This is a genomic window from Hyunsoonleella flava, from assembly GCF_004310325.1.
In the GTDB taxonomy this organism is placed as follows: Bacteria; Bacteroidota; Bacteroidia; order Flavobacteriales; family Flavobacteriaceae; genus Jejuia; species Jejuia flava.
This window is the reverse complement of record NZ_SIRT01000016.1, coordinates 16,546-32,982: the sequence shown is the minus strand read 5'-3', so window position 1 is coordinate 32,982 and position 16,437 is coordinate 16,546. Positions and strand designations below refer to the sequence as shown.

The following is a 16,437-nucleotide window of genomic DNA, read 5'->3' as shown; positions in this document are numbered from 1 at the left end:
CAAAAATAGTAAAGTTTTATTACTTCTTTTTCAAGACTATTAGCGAGTTGGTTTGTATGTTTACGGCCTTATTCATAAACTCCTTTAGGTATGGATAATATTCTGGGGTATACACAGCTTCATTAAAACTTATATTAAATGTCATGTTTACCAAGTTGCCTACCACTTTGGTAGAAAACGTGATTGACCCCGTTTTGTTAGGAAGACTCATTACTAGTGACTCTGGATTTTCTTGTACAATATATTCATCACCCAAGTCAAATTTTAAAACATAAATATAGCGATCTTCATAACCAAAATCGATAGGATACGTTCGCTCTTGCAGTTTAAAAGGGTTTTCCTTAAAAAACGGAAAAAGGAAGGGATTTAGATATATAGTTTCGCTTATACTTTCAGCTTCATATTGCACATTGTAACTTTCAGTAAAACTAGGACTTGTTTTAGAGGAATTCTCTACGCTATGGTTAGAAATATCAATATCTATAGTTTTATCTTGAAGATTTTGCACATAAGCGTCTTCATTCGGAAAATAAGCTTTTCTGGAGTTTAACGCATGATAACCAGTTGTTTTACCTTTTACAGATCCAACTAAATTTTGCTGCTCATCAAAACTTAAATCAACCATATAAAGCATCGAAGATTTTAATGGAGGCTTTATATCAATCCATTCGCTGCCCTTCTTAAAATCTATGCGCCTACCATAGCCATTTAAGCATCTGTAGGGCACAAGTCCAAAATTTAAAAACTTGTCCGTTGCATCTAATAAATACTTTTTGTCGTTAATAGAGGCTTCCACCAATAGATAATTAAAATCCGTAAAAACCGGGAATAGTTTTGTTGCAAATCCGTTATTCCTGGTTGATAGAAGTATGGGGTTTACGGTAATACCACTGTCTCTCAAGAGACTGTGAAGCAGTATATTGATTGATGATATATTACCAGACTTGTTTTTTATAAGATTCTTAACTGAAACATCTTCAAATATGCGATATTCTCCATTCCAAGTATACGCATTTTGGACAAAATGATAAATAGCTTTGGCTTTTTCCAACGGATCGGACATATTTATAATATCTTCACTAAGAAGTTCTTCTACATCGATAGATTTTCTTAATTGCCTACCGATATCCTTTTCTGTTCTAAGCTCTTTGTCTACATCTTTCCAGGTTTTTGTGTAGTGTTTTACGGTGCCGTCCATTCCTCTAAAGGTCTCGAGTTCATACTCAATTCTTGCAAGGTAGTTACTTTCAGTAGTCATGTAGTCTTCTTCAATAAAAGCAGGAATATCTTTCATTATATATTTTGCTACAGAACAATCAGCGCTAGCACCATTGTACATTTGCAAACATTGCTTTTCTATATCCATGGTATTGGTGCTTAGTTTTTTACCTCCAACGAGCTTTATGTGGTATAGCCAATTTCCTGGAATACTTGTATTATATTCACTATATAACTTGGGAATACGTCCTTGAAACTCCCATCCATGATATTTTCGCATGTATGGGGACTCAAGTTTGTAGCTATATGTTATTACTGAGCCCTCTTTTATGTTTGGAAGTGTAAACTTTACCATGGTGATATTTTCATCATATTCCTCTCGGTAAATATTTTTTGGATCCAATTCGGTTTGTACTACTTTATCATTCTCTAGTGTATAGGTGGAAGCAAATATATCTTCAACTTTTTCATAAGTGCTACTGTTACTTTTGTACAGATAAATGGTTACGTTTGCATTATCAAAACCTTCTTTGTTAAATATTTTTATTTTTCGTTTTATTTCGGTTCTCAAATCATATTCATTTCTATCAACGTAGCTTTTGCCAAATTCATACAGTACGAGTGCATTTGCAGTAGAATCTTTTGGGTAATTGTCCAGTTTTAAATCACTTAGAGAAGCTCTATAAACGGGGTCTTTGGAAGTGGTGGTCTGTGAGTAGATTGAAACCCCTATTAAGACTATTAGAAGTTGTAAAATTTGTCTCATTAACTATCAATGATTAGTTGTTTTACTTTTTTATTGCGTCTTAGGTAACTTTGAATAATGTGTTGTGTATCTCTGCTGTTTTGCATCGGTGTAATGATTGATTCCAATACGTCCAGATTATTAATTTGATAGTTAAGGTTGAAAAACCCTAAACCTTGAAACACACCATTTTTTATCAAAATTGCACTGCGTTCATCAATATCCCTTCCCTTATCAATTATTACCATATTTTTATTGGCATAACTATTTTTGTTAATAAGAGATGATACACGCTTATTATATATTTCAACGGGTTCTTTGCCAATACAAGCTCCAGCACAGGTTTTAATTTCATAGTTAAAGCAACTGGATTTGGTTTGATACAGTCCCGTAAGTTTTTGGCAAAGGCTATAATCCTCAATTGCTCTAGTAATGAAGCTTTTTCCACTTTGCCGATTGCTAAATGTGGTAATGGGCTTTTTTCTTCCATCTGCAATATCAATTTTTAGATTGATATAATTGTTTTTATCTATAAAACTGTAAAGCGCGTGAGTAAAACTTGTGCGCTTTAAGGCCCGATTGAGAATGGGTTTATTCTTTTTGATTTCTTCACTTTCTTTTAAAAGTGCCACTAACTCGCTCCCAGTAGCTTCATATGTTACCGCAGCAACTAAAGTTTGTAATTTTTTTGATTTCGGATTAGAATTAGTGAAATGCTGATTGATACGCTTTTTTATATTGTTACTTTTACCGATGTAGATGATTTCTCCCTCCTCATTATGAATGTAATATACACCTGTTATGGCTGGTAATTCTGCTATAATATCTAAGTGTTTGGGCTCTAATTGACGTTTTGGATTTAAACGCACTACATCTTGTATAATCTTTTTTTCAGTATCCTTATCCAAAAGCATTTTAAACAACTTTACCGTGGCCTGAGCATCTCCAGAGGCACGGTGTCTGTCGGCAACAGGAATACCTAATGCACGCACTAGTTTCCCTAAGCTGTATGATGCTTGTCCTGGAATGAGATATTTGGAAAGCTCGACAGTACAAAGCGATTTACGCTCAAACTCGAAGCCTAAGCGACTGAACTCGGTACGTAAAATGCGATAGTCAAACTGTGCATTATGAGCAACTATAATACAGTCGTTAGTAATTTCAACAATACGCTTAGCAACCTCGTAAAATTTTGGGGCATTGCGTAGCATGTTGCTATTTATACCAGTAAGATTTACTACAAAAGGCTGAATATCACGCTCTGGGTTAACAAGACTTATAAACTGGTCAACAATTTCATGACCGTCAAATTTATAAATGGCAATCTCTGTAATTCCCTCTTCATTGTACTTACCACCCGTGGTTTCTATGTCTAATACTGCGTAGATTTGTTAAAAGTTAAAAGTTAAAAGTTAAAAGTTAAAAGTTAAAAGTTATAATATGTTTTTGTCCACTATGTGTTTTAATTTCTTGCACCAAAAATACTACTACCTACACGAATCATATTACTGCCGCAATCAATAGCTAATTTATAATCTCCACTCATACCCATACTGATAATTTCGGGTTTAAAGTTAAAGGTTTCGAACGATTTTAGGGTATCAAAAGTATGTTTTAAATACATGAATTCTTTTTTAATTTGAGCCTCATCATCTGTAAAAGTTGCCATACCCATCAAACCAGTTATTCTAATATTTTGCAATTCTGAAAATTCTTTTGAAGACAAAATATTTGAGACATCTTCTGCTTTCATTCCAAATTTTGAATCTTCCTCAGCAATTTTAATTTGAAATAAGCAATCGATAATGCGGTTGTGTTTTTTAGCTTGTTTATTAATTTCTTTTAATAATTTAAAACTATCCACACCGTGAATTAAACGCACAAAGCCTGCCATATATTTTACCTTGTTTCGCTGTAGATGCCCAATCATGTGCCAGTCGATATCTTTTGGCATTTCCTCATATTTATCTACCATTTCTTGAACTTTATTTTCGCCAAAAAAGCGATGTCCAGCGTTATAAGCTTCCATAATGGTTGCAACTGGTTTTGTTTTTGAAACGGCAACAAGGGTGACGTTTTTGGGAACTTCGGAAAGTATATGTTTTAAGTTTTGTTGTATGCTCATGTTTGCAAAGTTAATACTAAGGGAAGTCTTAGTCAAATAAGGATGTATGCATCACTTCAAAAACTGTTGAGACACGTTTTTAGCCTTTTTACTTTCAGAATAATCATAGAATCCTTCTCCAGATTTTACGCCCAATTTTCCTGCATTAACCATATTTACCAATAGTGGACACGGTGCATATTTCGGATTCTTAAACCCATCATACATAACATTCAAAATGGACAGACAAACATCTAAACCAATAAAATCGGCCAATTGTAAAGGACCCATAGGGTGTGCCATTCCCAACTTCATAACTGTATCAATCTGCTCTACACCTGCTACGCCGTTGTACAAGGTTTCGATGGATTCGTTTAACATTGGCATTAAAATACGGTTGGCAACAAACCCTGGATAATCATTTACTTCAACAGGAACTTTTCCTAAGGTTTTAGAGAGTTGCATTATGATATTGGTTACTTCACCACTTGTATTATATCCTCGGATGATTTCTACCAATTTCATAATCGGGACAGGATTCATAAAATGCATACCTATAACACGGTCTGGTCTCGACGTGGCCGCAGCGATTTCTGTTATAGAAATAGAGGAGGTGTTGGTTGCCAAAATAGTTTTACTATTGCATACCTCATCTAATGTTTTAAAAATATTTAGCTTTAAATCTAGACGCTCCGTGGCAGCCTCAACAACTAATTCTGTATTTGCAACACCGTCTTTTATATTAGTGAAACAAGCGATGTTATTAAGTGTATTTTCTTTATCCAATGAAGTGATTTTTTCCTTGGCTACCATTCTGTCTAAATTCTTAGTTATGGTCTGTACTCCTTTTTCTAAAGCGTTTTTACTAATGTCAATAAGTTGTACTTTAAACCCGTTTTGGGCAAAAACGTGGGCAATACCGTTTCCCATGGTACCTGCGCCTATTACTGCTATGTCTTTCATTTTTTAATATTTTATTTATGTTCATTTTGCCTTGATGCAAAACGAACCAAAAAATCAAATCAATCTTAGGAAATTGCTAAAGCACCATTCGCTCTCAGAATTACGCGCTTAAAGCTGCGCTTTGCGTCTCCATTAAACTGCGTTTGTATCTTCATTTAAAATATATTTTAAATTTCGATAATGCTCATTATTTCTGCAGATTGATAATTCGGATTTTGTCCGAACTTGGGTGTTGACTTTCTGCTATTTGCTTTTTTTAACTTCAAATTTTTAAACTCTAACTTCTAAAAGTATCACTTGTGGTTCCTCCCTTTTGGGGAGGTTAGGTGGGGCTATTTAAAACTGATTGATAATCATATTGGCTACGCGCAATGCTTCCGTACCATCGTGTAAAGTTACTATTGGAGTAGTGTCATTATTAATTGCATCAGCAAATGTTTCCAGTTCCATAAGAATAGAGTTTACATCCAGGATTTTAGGATTATCAAAGTAGATTTGTTTTTTAATACCTTCAGCATTCTGTAAAATCATATCAAAATCTCCTGGGTTTTCAGGCGCATCTTTCATTTTAACTACTTCACACTTCTTTTCTAAAAAGTCTACCGAGATGTATGCATCTTTTTGGAAGAATCTGCCTTTACGCATTTTCTTTAATGAAATTCTACTGGCCGTTAAATTTGCCACACAGCCGTTTTTAAATTCTATTCTGGCATTGGCAATATCGGGCGTATCACTAATTACCGCAACACCGCTCGCCGAAATATGTTTAACTTCAGACTTTACAATGCTTAAAATGATATCGATATCATGAATCATTAAATCCAAAACTACAGGAACATCGGTACCTCTTGGGTTAAATTCAGCCAACCGATGTGTTTCAATAAACATTGGTGATTTAATATCTTCTTTTACCGCAAGAAAGGCTGGATTAAAACGCTCTACATGTCCTACCTGTCCTTTTACTTTATGAAGTGCTACCAGTGCTCTAATATCTTCGGCTTCTGCAACGGTATTGGTGATGGGTTTTTCAACGAAAATATGTTTACCCTTGGTAATGGCTTTTATGGCACAATCATGGTGTGAAAGTGTTGGTGTTACGATATCCACAACGTCAACCGCATCTATTAATTCGTCAATGGATTTGAAAAGCTTATACCCAAACTCATCAGCAACTTTTTGGGCAGTTGCAGTATCTGCATCGTAAAAACCTACCAGTTCATACTTATCGGATTGTTTTAAAAGTCTTAAATGAATTTTTCCCAGATGACCTGCACCTAACACACCAGCTTTTAGCATAATTTTATTTTTGTATTGAAGCTATTTTTACTACTTAACTATTTGAAAAAAACGTCTTTACTTGAGAAAGAAAACGTTGTTTTTTACAGCTTAAAGATACTAAATTTAAATTCTGCTAAAATTGTTTTTCGCTTAAAAATGTTTGTGTAATTTTAGCCAGATTAACCTCCCAACAATTGAAAGATACATTTAAACATAAAGGCATGCGCCAGCAATTGGTTAGCATCGTAAAGGCCAAGGGTATACAGGACGAAAAGGTGCTGGAAGCTATTGGAAAAATACCCCGACATTTATTTATGGACTCTGGGTTTTTAGACCACGCCTATCAAGACAAGGCATTTCCTATTGCTGCAGATCAAACTATTTCCCAGCCATACACCGTAGCATTTCAAACGGAACTCTTGAACGTTACATCTGGAGATAAAATACTAGAAATAGGTACTGGTAGCGGCTATCAAACCGCTGTTTTGTGTTTGCTAGGAGCAAAAGTTTACAGTATTGAACGCCAACAGGAACTATTTAAAAAAACCAGTAAGTTCTTACCAAAGTTGGGGTACAGAGCTAAAAAATTAATATTTGGCGATGGCTATAAAGGTTTGCCAGGAGAAGCTCCTTTTGACAGTATTATAGTTACAGCTGGTGCGCCATTTGTACCAAAGCCTTTATTGAGTCAATTAAAAGAAGATGGTGGGCGCTTGGTTATTCCCGTTGGTGATGATGTGCAAGTAATGACACTCTTTATCAGAAAAGGGCCTAAGGAATTTGAAAAGCATGAATTGGGGGAATTTCGGTTTGTGCCTTTGTTGGAGGATAGGAATTAGTCTTGCAGATATTAAGTTGCGAAATTATTTCATGTTATCAAGTAATTTTGTTAAATTTAATTGAAGTAAAATTTTATAGTTAATAAACTCAATAAGAAATAATGGAATTAATAACTATCAAAAAAGCTCGTGTTGAGTCAGATTTAGTTATTCTGAAAAGTCGTTTGGAATCGGAAGGCATAGAGTGTTTTTTGAAAAACGAGTTTACAACACAATTAATGAATTATATACCCACATTTGAAATTGAACTTCAGGTACGAGAATCAGATTTGGAAAAAGTTAGAAAAATAATGAGTGGAATTGAAAACAGTCAAGATAATTTAATCTAGAATATTCAATTTTTGTCTAAATTAATAAACATTACTAATAGTCTTTCTTAAAAATTCCAAACAATTCATTACTCATTCTAGGTGTAATAGAATTGTAACTTCGCTCGAAAGTTATAACTTTAAAATACGGTTTAAAATAACTTAGGTATTCTTCTTTTGTGCCACCAAAAGGACGCTTTTCCATATCTCCCGTCAGTGGGAAATCAAACCAAAGCCCAACTAATTTCCCATTAGGTTTCAATAAGTTAAACATTTTTTTTGCGTAAGCTTTTCGTGTTTCAGGTAATGGCGGAAAGGAGCAGAAAAAGGTTTGCTCTAAAATTAAATCGTAAGTGTTTTGGTGTTTAAAAAAATCATCGTGAATGATATGTTTTGAAGGAAATTCAGGAACTCTTTTTTGAAACGCTTCTAAAGGTACTTTTGCGATATCTAGTATGTAAATGTTTTTAAATCCATTTTTAAAAAGGTATTCAGCTTCATAGGCATTACCTGCTCCTGGGATTATAATTTTTAAACTTTTATCAGCTAGTTGGTCGATGTAGGTTTTTAATGGCGTAGAAGGTGCTCCAATATCCCAACCAGTATTTTCTTCTTGGTAGCGTTTGGACCAGTAGTCTTCTGTTATATCCATTTATTCTCTAAAGATTTTAGTCTCTAACCCATCAATACTCTTTACATTCTTCTCCTTCCAATATTTTTCAATACGTTCTTTTCCTTGCTTTTCAGCCCAAGAATTCAGTTGCTGACGTTCTTCTTTAAAATCCATGAAAGGTACTGCATAGCCACAAGAGGTTTGTACGCTATCAATAGTCATTTCAACAATTTGTCTGGTACCAGGAATTTCAGGAAAATGGTGTTTGTAATTTTGAAACTGGGTATCTCTCTCGTGATACACAGCTGCTGTGCCATATAGACGTAGAATAAGGGGTTTACCTTCAAAGGAACAAAACATAATGGTCATTCTATTATTTTGCAAAACATGCGCTGCGGTCTCATTGCCACTTCCTGTTAAGTTTAACCAAAGCACGGTGTTTTCATCAATTATTTTGAAGGTGTCTGCTAGTCCTTTTGGGGATAGATTAATTCTACCTTTCGCAGCAGCCGTCGCTACAAAAAATATTTTTTGTTCTTCAATAAAAGATTGTAGCTCTGGTGTTATTTCAGTATAAAATTTAGCCATTATTTTGTTTTTTAGAATGTTTCAAGTCCACCAACTATGGGTAAAACTAGTTTTGTTTCATCTAAATCTACTGTAAGTTCTGTTCCTGGTTCTGGATGTAAGGTGTATTCTTTATCACTTGAAAAAATTAGCAGCCCAATTTGTTGTCCTGCTTTTATAATTTGATCATCCGGTTGCAAATCGAAAGTAACCTTGTAAAATTTACCAGGTTTTAAGGGCTTACTTTCACTTATTGATTTGTGGTTTTGCGGGTCTGCCCAACCGCGGGTAATAATATTATCTGTTGTTTTAACACGTCTGCCTTCATTCCAAGGCAAAGATACCAGCCACACCGATAAATTAGCTGCAGGTTTACTACTTGCTAATGTAACTGTGATTTTTGGGACACCAGAAATATGGATGTCCTTAGTCAGTTTTGGTGTAACATAAAGCAGTCTGTGTTCTGTGATATCTGCTTTTGCTAGTGCTGCACCATCAAACGAATAATTATCAATAAGTGTTTCTGTTTTTTGAGAACTTGGTTTAGTAAGTGTTAAACCGCCAGCTTTGGGAGCTCCAGCGGTAAGGTGTAGCGTTACATTTTTAGCATCAGGATTTGGATAATCTTTGTAAGCCGTTGGGTTTTTCATATTGTCGCCTTCACGCACAATAAATGCTTTGTTAGGTTCATTTTCAATACCGTTATCCACACCATGTAAATAATGCGTAAACCACTTATTCATCATAGAAACTGGAGGTGGGCCCCCGTGACCAAATTGATGGTAGTAAATGGCTGTTTCTAGCCCCATGTCTTTAGCCTTCTTGTATATTCTATAACTGTGTTCTGGCATTACATTCCAATCGTTGAATCCGTGCGACATTAACATGGCTGCTTTCATGGGTGCCATATCATTCAAATAATCTCTGCCAGCCCAAAAATCATTATAATCTCCCGTTTTTCTATCCATACCATTTTTCATTTCGGTATCTCTTACTCTTTTATTATTTGCGGCACGTTTGGATTCATCGCCACTATGAATGTAGTCATATAACACATCAATGTCTTCACCAAGATAACCTCCAGGTGAGCGTACTAAACCATTACTTCGGTAATAATGATAGTATGACGTGTTTGGTGCGACAGGAATGATGACTTCCAGACCATCAACACCGGTAGTAGCTGCCGCCAATGGAATTGTACCATTGTATGATGTTCCCGTCATTCCAACTTTTCCAGTACTCCAAAATGCTTTCACTTCTTCATCGCCATAAGGTTCTGTGTAGCCTTTTGCGCGCCCGTTTAGCCAATCTATCACCGCTTTTGGGGCTAAAGATTCGTTATCACCACCCACTGTTGGTGACCCTTGCGATAATCCTGTTCCAGGTGAAGCGGAATGCACAACGATATAACCACGCGGTACCCAAGTTTTAATTTGGGAATTTGAAATAATTGGGCGTTCTCCAAGACGTGTAACTTCTGGGTTTACGCGCTCAGGTCCCATTTCGCCTAACTCATGTTTTACATCCCAAAACACACCGTCTACATCTGGAGCAACACCAGCATAATACGGGCTGGATTCATAAATTACAGGAAGTTTTAATCCTTCGGTTTTGGTTTGGTAAGGGCGTGTAACATCTACATGCATCCTGTCTAATTTACCGTCACCATCCGAATCAAATTCTGTTTCAACAAATAAATCTTGCCTAATCCATTTTTCAGGTGTATTAAAGGCTTCAACTATTTGTGCTTCTCCATCTTTAAAAATAGGTGTTGTCGTTTCTTGTGCCGCAACAGCATAAGCCTGAATGAAAAACAACAGGCTAAAGCAGTATTTTGATACGTTTGTCATAATTAGATTTACTTTTTTCTAGGAAGGTATTTTTTAGGAATCATATATTCTTCAGTTTCTTGTGCCCAAAATATATTCACAATCCACCAACGGTCTTCATCATATACCAGTTGAATACTATTAATGCCTCGCATAAATGGTTTTTCATCATCTTTACTATGATAGCTTTCATAAGTGCTAAATACATGGGCAATATTACCAAAGGCGTTTACTTTTCTACTAATTTCCTTTTCAATAAAGCCATTCATTTTTAACCATTTTTTGGAGTTGTTGATGTACTCCTGAGGTGTTAGATATTTAGCTTTGTATACGTAATCCTGATTCATTCCGGTTGGGATTAATTTGGCCCCAGGATAGAATAAAAACTTAAACTGTTTCCAATTGCGTTCTTCTTCTTTTTCAGCAGAAATCACTTGATAAAGCGTTTTTATGGTTTTATCAAGCGTAAGCACTTTAGAACTATCAATAGCAAATTCTTTGGTTTCAGTTTTTGCTTTTGTTTTAGATTTTTTTTGAGCTTGGATAGAAATAGCAAAACAGCTTAATACAAGTAGACATGCTAATTTTTTCATTCTTAATAAATTTGAAAAGGCAAATTAGTAAAATAGAAACCTTTTTAAGGTTAATACACTCTTAATTTTTTGTGATTTAGTTTTTCGTGGTTTGAAAACCAAAAGTATTTTTACTTGTAGATTTTCTTAATTCTATCAAGATTACGCTTGTTGTCGCGATCCTTAATAGTTTCACGTTTATCATACAGTTTTTTACCTCTGGCCAATGCAATATCAAGTTTAGCCAAACCCTTATCATTAATAAATAAACGTAGCGGTATAATTGTAAGCCCTGTATTTTTAACCTCTTTTTCCAGCTTTTTTAGTTCGCGCTTATTCAGTAGAAGTTTTCTTGTAGCCTTAGGCTTATGGTTGTAATAATTACCAAATGCGTATTCTTCCACCGTCATATTCACCACAAAAAGTTCACCGCGGTCATTAAACTCACAAAAACTTTCGGCTATGGAGGCTTTACTATTTCTAATGGATTTTATTTCGGTACCAGTTAACACAATACCAGCAGTATATTTATCCAATATTTCATATTGAAAACGTGCTTTCTTATTCTGTATGTTAATGGTTTTTTGCATGGGAGCAAAACTACATAAATTCCCGCAAAACAAGGACCTTAATAGTTCAATTTAGAGTTTAAACATGAAAAATAATCATGTTTGAAACCTAAAACGTTAAATAAAAACTAATCAGTTTTTGTATCTCTTGAAATGCTTCTATTTTAGCATAATATCCTTTTTGAGTATGAAGAAATTTTTACTAATCTTTGGTTTCATCCTTTTGGTTTCATCCTGTGCCAGCGTAAAAAAGCATAATGAACAAATTGCGAAATTACACGCCGTTGAAGATTTAAGAGAAGATGTTGATAAGCTGTATCATCAATTACAAAAGCACCATCCCAAACTGTATCAATATACCCCAAAAAGCGCTATGGATTTTAAGTTTGATAGCTTAAAACAATCCATTAAAGTGCCGATGAATTCGCGTGATTTTTATAGAAAACTAGCTCCAGTTTTAACGAATGTAAGGCAGGGACATGTGTCGGTTCGTCCACCAGGAAAGCAATTTAAAAGAAAGGAAAGAAAAGTACTTAAAGAAAAGAAATTTGAGTTTTACGACTTGGATTTTGAATACGTAGACGGTAAACTTTTAGTAGAACGTACCGTAGGAAAAGATTCGTCATTTGTTGGAGCAGAGGTAATAGAAATAGCGGGTGAACCAGCTTCAAAATTAGTGGAAACCTATAAAACCCGTTTCGCATCAGATGGGTTTAATACCACCTTACATGATAGATTTGTGAGCAAAGCGTTTAGAGCGTTTTATGTAAGGGATAAGGGGTTTTTGGATAGTCTGGAAGTTACCTTTAAAACCAAGGATTCTGTATTTTTCAAGATGTTTAAACGGATTCCTAAAAAGGAAAAAAAGAAAATAGATTCTACAGCTATAAAAAATGATAGCATTAAAAAACCAAAACCTAAAAAGCTAACCAGACAACAAAAAGATAGCTTAAAGACAGCAGCAAAAAAACGAAAAAAGTACAATAAAAAACACGGCTACATATCAAGAACCAAGGAATACACTAGGAATTTCAGTTTTATAGGCAAAGACAGTACTGTGGTCTACATGAAAATAAGAGGATTTTCAAACGGCAACTACAAGAAGTTTTACGAGGAAAGTTTTAAAAAAATAGATTCAGCCAACGCAAAACACTTCATCTTAGATTTACGAGATAATGGCGGTGGACGTATATCGGAAATAGAACGTTTGTATTCTTATTTAACCGATAAAGAATTTCAATTTATCACAGAAAGTGAAGTAAATAGCAGGTTGCCCATTTTAAAATCTATAATGAGCAATACGACACCCACAGGGGTTAAAATACTGTCAGGTGTATTGTCTCCTATTCTAATAGTGCAAAATTTGCTTCGAGTTAAAAAGCGCGACGGTACGCTGTATTACAAATTTAAGTATGCCAAACCAGAAGCACCAAATCCGCTTAATTTTAAAGGAAAAGTATATGTGCTCATTAACGGTAATTCATTTTCGGCGTCCTCCATCATTTCCACAAATTTGCATGCTACCAAACGCGCAACCTTCGTTGGTGAGGAAACCGGAGGCGCATACAACGGTACCGTGGCAGGGTTTTATAAGCTATACGAATTGCCAAATTCAAAGTTGGCAACCAGAATTGGCTTGATGCAAATTGAAGCACCCTATAAACAAGAGCCTAATGGTTATGGTATAAAGCCAGATGTTGAAATTCTGCCAACAATCCAAGACATTCAAGAACAAAGAGATCCAGAACTGGATTGGATTTTAAACGATATTCAAAAGAGTAAAAACAGGAGTAATTAGAATTATTTAACTTCTCAAATTCCTAATCCGTTCTAAAAGCGTAGGATGCGAATAATGCATAAATACGTAAGCAGGATGTGGTGTTAAATTACTTAAACTATTTTTTGAGAGCTTTTTAAGTGAAGTGATTAGTGGTTCGCCTTTATAAGTATTCTTCGCATAATCATCTGCTTGATATTCAAATTTTCTGGAAAACACATTCATAATCAACCCTGTAATTTCTGAAATAGGAGCGTAAAGCAATCCAAAAGCAATCAATCCAACATGAAAGCTTGGGTTTTCCACACCCAAAGCCTGTGATAATATAGGTTCTGATATAAAAAGCGACAGAATAAATAAGGTTAATCCTGTAAGTAAAATTGAAGCAAACAGATTAAAAATGATGTGCTTCTTTTTGTAATGTCCGACTTCGTGTGCTAAAACCGCGACAATTTCTTCATCATCTAAATCATTAATCAGCGTATCGTAAAGCGTTACTCGTTTTTCACTTCCAAAACCAGAAAAGTAGGCATTGGCTTTTGTACTGCGTTTAGAACCGTCAATCACAAAAATTTTGTCCAATTTAAACCCGACAGTCTTGGCATACGCCGAAATTTTATCTCGCAAACTACCATCTTCCAAAGGAGATTGTTTGTTAAACAGCGGTACTATAAGTTTGGAATAAAACATATTCATAAATAAGGTGAACACCGCAACCAGTCCCCAAGCATATAACCAAAAGTGTTTTCCTGTAATTTGATAAAACCAAATAATCAAAGCCAAAATACCGCCACCAATAATTGCCGTCATGAGCCAGCCTTTAATTTTATCTAAAACAAAGGTTTTTTTGGTGGTCTTGTTAAAACCAAATTTTTCTTCGATAACAAACGTGCTGTAATAGGAGAAAGGCGTGGTTATAATATCACTGCCAACCATAATGATTCCAAAGAAAATCAAGGCAATCATAATTGGATTGTCGCTGTAGCTTCTGGCAATGTTATCTACAAATTCAAACCCATCAAACCATAAAAATCCAAGAGTCAATAAAAAAGAAAACGTGGAAGTTATCAATCCAAACTTATACTTGGTTGCCTTATAGTTTTGAGATTTTTTATATGCTGCACTATCATATACATCATGTAATTCTTCGGGAAGTGTATCGTTAAAATGTTTGGCGTTTAAGGCATCCAAAATTTTATCAACTATAAAATTGATAATGATTATGCCGATGATGATGTAAAATAAACTCTGTGAGTTCATGAGTTTTAATGTTTAAAAATTTCAAACTCCAACTAACTTTTGGAATTTGTATTTTGTTATTTGATAATTGCGAGTTTTTTAAAGAAAACCTCGCTGTCTTTTTGCCTCAAAAATAAGTATTCCAGCAGCAACCGATACATTCATAGAATCTATTTCACCCTGCATAGGAATAATAATATTTTGACTAGAATTTTCCAACCAAATATCGCTTAAACCAGTGGCTTCGCTTCCCACAACAACGGCAGATGGTTTTTTGAAATCTTGAGTATGATAATTAACTGAAGCCTGTAAAGCGGCACAGTAAATTTGAATGTTTTGGGACTTTAAAAAATCAATAATTTCATCAGTAGTTCCATTAGCAATGTTATTGGTAAATACACAGCCAACACTGGAGCGGATAATGTTCGGATTGTATAAATCGGTTTTTGGGTTAGCAATAATTACTGCATCCACATTGGCGGCATCAGCAGTTCTTAAAATGGCACCAATATTTCCAGGTTTTTCGGGAGCTTCTGCTACCAGAATTAAAGGGCTTTCAGATTGGAATTTTAAATCTGATAAGGTGTTTAGTTTTGATTTTGCTACTGCTAAAACACCTTCGGTGGTATCCCGATAGGCTAGTTTTTGGTACACCTCTTTTGAGATTTCAATAGTGTTGATTTGTTGATTTGTTAAATTGTTTAGCTGATCAATTGAAAACAATTCAGGATAAAATAAGATGGTTTCTAATTCATATTCTCCCTTAATAGCTAAAGAAATTTCGCGCTTACCTTCAATTAAAAATGAGCCAGTTTTTTTGCGCTCGCGGGATTTATCACGAAGCTGCACTAGTTGCTTAACCGTAGGATTTTGAATACTGTGTATCGTTTTCATAAATAGTAAGGCAAATGTAGCGGATTTGTTGTAATTATATTCCCTTAACTTCGTCAAACCAGATGTATTTAAAATTATCATATATGAAAACCTTATTTCCATTGTTATTGTTCGTTATTGTAATGTCATGTAAAAATGATAAAAAAGACACCTCAAATTACGCTGATGAAAAGCTAGATGTTACTACAAGCATATATCCCGAAAACATCATAAAAGTTTTTGATGCGCATGGTGGTGTTGACACATGGAACGATATGCAATTTCTAGAGTTTACCATGCAAAAACCAAATGGAGATGAGGTGACCAAAACCGACTTAAAAAACAGAAAATCACTCATAGAAATGCCAAAACACACTATCGGTTTTGATGGCGAAAACGTTTGGTTAAAAAACAAAGACACCACCCAGTACAAACAGAACCCTAAGTTTTACTATAATTTGATGTTCTATTTTTATGCGATGCCTTTTGTTTTAGCGGACGACGGCATTATATATCAAGATGCACCATCTTTAGAATTTGAAGGAGAAACATACCCAGGAATAAAGATTTCATACGAAGCGGGAGTGGGAGAGTCACCTGAAGATGAATATATCATATATTATAACCCTGAAACTCACAAGATGGAATGGTTAGGTTATACGGTGACATTCTTCTCAAAAGAAAAAAGTAAAGAATTTCATTTTATTAAATACAGCAATTGGCAAACTGTTAACGGACTGGTATTACCAGAAACGCTTACATGGTATAAATACGAGAATAATTTGCCAACCGAAAAGCGCAACGATTTAAAATTCACAAATATTAAGCTAACCAAAGAAAAACCTAATCCTCAAATTTTTGAGGTTTCAGAAGGCGCTAAAATTATAGAATAGTCACCTGTAGTAAAATTTTTAAAGAAATTATCTATGGCTTACGCTCTTTA

Annotated in this window: 16 protein-coding genes; 4 read left to right on the top strand and 12 right to left on the bottom strand. The window is 34.8% G+C overall.

Translation table 11 applies throughout. The features are described from left to right. Nucleotides 1-19: 19 nt before the first annotated feature. The 5 genes from EYD45_RS15155 to EYD45_RS15135 all read right to left on the bottom strand — a co-directional run bounded on the left by EYD45_RS15155 (nt 20) and on the right by EYD45_RS15135 (nt 6,326). Nucleotides 20-1,984, bottom strand: a complete 1,965-nt coding sequence (locus EYD45_RS15155; protein WP_130965409.1) for a DUF3857 domain-containing protein — start codon at nt 1,982-1,984, stop codon at nt 20-22. Then, nucleotides 1,984-3,351: an exonuclease domain-containing protein gene (locus EYD45_RS15150; protein WP_130965408.1), complete on the bottom strand. Its 1,368-nt coding sequence runs from the start codon at nt 3,349-3,351 to the stop codon at nt 1,984-1,986. The genes EYD45_RS15155 and EYD45_RS15150 overlap by 1 nt, the downstream gene beginning before the upstream one ends. 74 nt (nt 3,352-3,425) lie before the next feature. Further along, nucleotides 3,426-4,088, bottom strand: coding sequence for a YggS family pyridoxal phosphate-dependent enzyme (locus EYD45_RS15145; RefSeq protein ID WP_130965407.1), 663 nt, complete (start codon nt 4,086-4,088; stop codon nt 3,426-3,428). A 51-nt stretch (nt 4,089-4,139) separates the two neighbouring features. Beyond that, nucleotides 4,140-5,030: a 3-hydroxyacyl-CoA dehydrogenase family protein gene (locus EYD45_RS15140; RefSeq protein WP_130965406.1), complete on the bottom strand. Its 891-nt coding sequence runs from the start codon at nt 5,028-5,030 to the stop codon at nt 4,140-4,142. A gap of 336 nt (nt 5,031-5,366) precedes the next feature. Next, nucleotides 5,367-6,326 (bottom strand): Gfo/Idh/MocA family protein, encoded by a 960-nt coding sequence (locus EYD45_RS15135; protein WP_130965405.1) that lies wholly within the window; start codon nt 6,324-6,326, stop codon nt 5,367-5,369. Nucleotides 6,327-6,502: 176 nt separating this feature from the next. On the opposite strand from EYD45_RS15135, the gene EYD45_RS15130 reads away from it, so the two are divergent. Continuing rightward, complete coding sequence (locus EYD45_RS15130; protein WP_130965404.1) at nt 6,503-7,147, top strand: protein-L-isoaspartate(D-aspartate) O-methyltransferase; 645 nt, start codon at nt 6,503-6,505, stop codon at nt 7,145-7,147. Nucleotides 7,148-7,248: 101 nt separating this feature from the next. Further along, the gene (locus EYD45_RS15125) at nt 7,249-7,476 is read left to right on the top strand and encodes a putative signal transducing protein (RefSeq protein ID WP_130965403.1); all 228 of its coding nucleotides are present in this window, start codon (nt 7,249-7,251) and stop codon (nt 7,474-7,476) included. Nucleotides 7,477-7,510: 34 nt separating this feature from the next. Here EYD45_RS15125 and EYD45_RS15120 read toward each other — a convergent pair whose 3' ends face one another. The 5 genes from EYD45_RS15120 to smpB all read right to left on the bottom strand — a co-directional run bounded on the left by EYD45_RS15120 (nt 7,511) and on the right by smpB (nt 11,626). Then, complete coding sequence (locus tag EYD45_RS15120) at nt 7,511-8,107, bottom strand: methyltransferase domain-containing protein (protein ID WP_130965402.1); 597 nt, start codon at nt 8,105-8,107, stop codon at nt 7,511-7,513. After that, nucleotides 8,108-8,656 carry a pyridoxamine 5'-phosphate oxidase family protein gene (locus tag EYD45_RS15115; protein ID WP_130965401.1) on the bottom strand — a complete coding sequence of 183 codons (549 nt, stop codon included), beginning with the start codon at nt 8,654-8,656 and terminating at the stop codon, nt 8,108-8,110. Nucleotides 8,657-8,667: 11 nt separating this feature from the next. After that, nucleotides 8,668-10,485, bottom strand: coding sequence for a Xaa-Pro dipeptidyl-peptidase (locus EYD45_RS15110; protein WP_130965400.1), 1,818 nt, complete (start codon nt 10,483-10,485; stop codon nt 8,668-8,670). Between the two features lie 8 nt (nt 10,486-10,493). After that, on the bottom strand, nt 10,494-11,057 hold the full coding sequence (locus EYD45_RS15105; protein WP_130965399.1) for a hypothetical protein: 564 nt from the start codon (nt 11,055-11,057) through the stop codon (nt 10,494-10,496). A 110-nt stretch (nt 11,058-11,167) separates the two neighbouring features. Beyond that, nucleotides 11,168-11,626 (bottom strand): SsrA-binding protein SmpB, encoded by a 459-nt coding sequence (gene smpB / locus EYD45_RS15100; RefSeq protein WP_130965398.1) that lies wholly within the window; start codon nt 11,624-11,626, stop codon nt 11,168-11,170. A 166-nt stretch (nt 11,627-11,792) separates the two neighbouring features. On the opposite strand from smpB, the gene EYD45_RS15095 reads away from it, so the two are divergent. Next, entirely contained in the window at nt 11,793-13,403 is a 1,611-nt protein-coding gene (locus EYD45_RS15095) for a S41 family peptidase (RefSeq protein WP_130965397.1), read from the top strand. A gap of 6 nt (nt 13,404-13,409) precedes the next feature. Here the strand turns inward: EYD45_RS15095 and EYD45_RS15090 are convergent, their stop codons facing one another. Continuing rightward, nucleotides 13,410-14,642, bottom strand: a complete 1,233-nt coding sequence (locus EYD45_RS15090; protein WP_130965396.1) for a M48 family metallopeptidase — start codon at nt 14,640-14,642, stop codon at nt 13,410-13,412. A gap of 78 nt (nt 14,643-14,720) precedes the next feature. After that, nucleotides 14,721-15,515: a TrmH family RNA methyltransferase gene (locus EYD45_RS15085; RefSeq protein WP_130965481.1), complete on the bottom strand. Its 795-nt coding sequence runs from the start codon at nt 15,513-15,515 to the stop codon at nt 14,721-14,723. A gap of 83 nt (nt 15,516-15,598) precedes the next feature. Between EYD45_RS15085 and EYD45_RS15080 the strand changes: the two genes are divergently transcribed. Next, entirely contained in the window at nt 15,599-16,387 is a 789-nt protein-coding gene (locus tag EYD45_RS15080) for a DUF6503 family protein (protein WP_130965395.1), read from the top strand. Nucleotides 16,388-16,437 lie beyond the last annotated feature (50 nt).

What these genes read in the sequence shown, in the direction of transcription:
- EYD45_RS15155 (WP_130965409.1), bottom strand. Translation starts at nt 1,984, where the DNA reads ATGAGACAAATTTTACAACTTCTAATAGTCTTAATAGGGGTTTCAATC.
- EYD45_RS15085 (WP_130965481.1), bottom strand. Translation starts at nt 15,515, where the DNA reads ATGAAAACGATACACAGTATTCAAAATCCTACGGTTAAGCAACTAGTG.
- EYD45_RS15095 (WP_130965397.1), top strand. Translation starts at nt 11,793, where the DNA reads ATGAAGAAATTTTTACTAATCTTTGGTTTCATCCTTTTGGTTTCATCC.
- EYD45_RS15090 (WP_130965396.1), bottom strand. Translation starts at nt 14,642, where the DNA reads ATGAACTCACAGAGTTTATTTTACATCATCATCGGCATAATCATTATC.
- EYD45_RS15145 (WP_130965407.1), bottom strand. Translation starts at nt 4,088, where the DNA reads ATGAGCATACAACAAAACTTAAAACATATACTTTCCGAAGTTCCCAAA.
- EYD45_RS15105 (WP_130965399.1), bottom strand. Translation starts at nt 11,057, where the DNA reads ATGAAAAAATTAGCATGTCTACTTGTATTAAGCTGTTTTGCTATTTCT.
- smpB (WP_130965398.1), bottom strand. Translation starts at nt 11,626, where the DNA reads ATGCAAAAAACCATTAACATACAGAATAAGAAAGCACGTTTTCAATAT.
- EYD45_RS15110 (WP_130965400.1), bottom strand. Translation starts at nt 10,485, where the DNA reads ATGACAAACGTATCAAAATACTGCTTTAGCCTGTTGTTTTTCATTCAG.
- EYD45_RS15120 (WP_130965402.1), bottom strand. Translation starts at nt 8,107, where the DNA reads ATGGATATAACAGAAGACTACTGGTCCAAACGCTACCAAGAAGAAAAT.
- EYD45_RS15125 (WP_130965403.1), top strand. Translation starts at nt 7,249, where the DNA reads ATGGAATTAATAACTATCAAAAAAGCTCGTGTTGAGTCAGATTTAGTT.
- EYD45_RS15140 (WP_130965406.1), bottom strand. Translation starts at nt 5,030, where the DNA reads ATGAAAGACATAGCAGTAATAGGCGCAGGTACCATGGGAAACGGTATT.
- EYD45_RS15115 (WP_130965401.1), bottom strand. Translation starts at nt 8,656, where the DNA reads ATGGCTAAATTTTATACTGAAATAACACCAGAGCTACAATCTTTTATT.
- EYD45_RS15135 (WP_130965405.1), bottom strand. Translation starts at nt 6,326, where the DNA reads ATGCTAAAAGCTGGTGTGTTAGGTGCAGGTCATCTGGGAAAAATTCAT.
- EYD45_RS15080 (WP_130965395.1), top strand. Translation starts at nt 15,599, where the DNA reads ATGAAAACCTTATTTCCATTGTTATTGTTCGTTATTGTAATGTCATGT.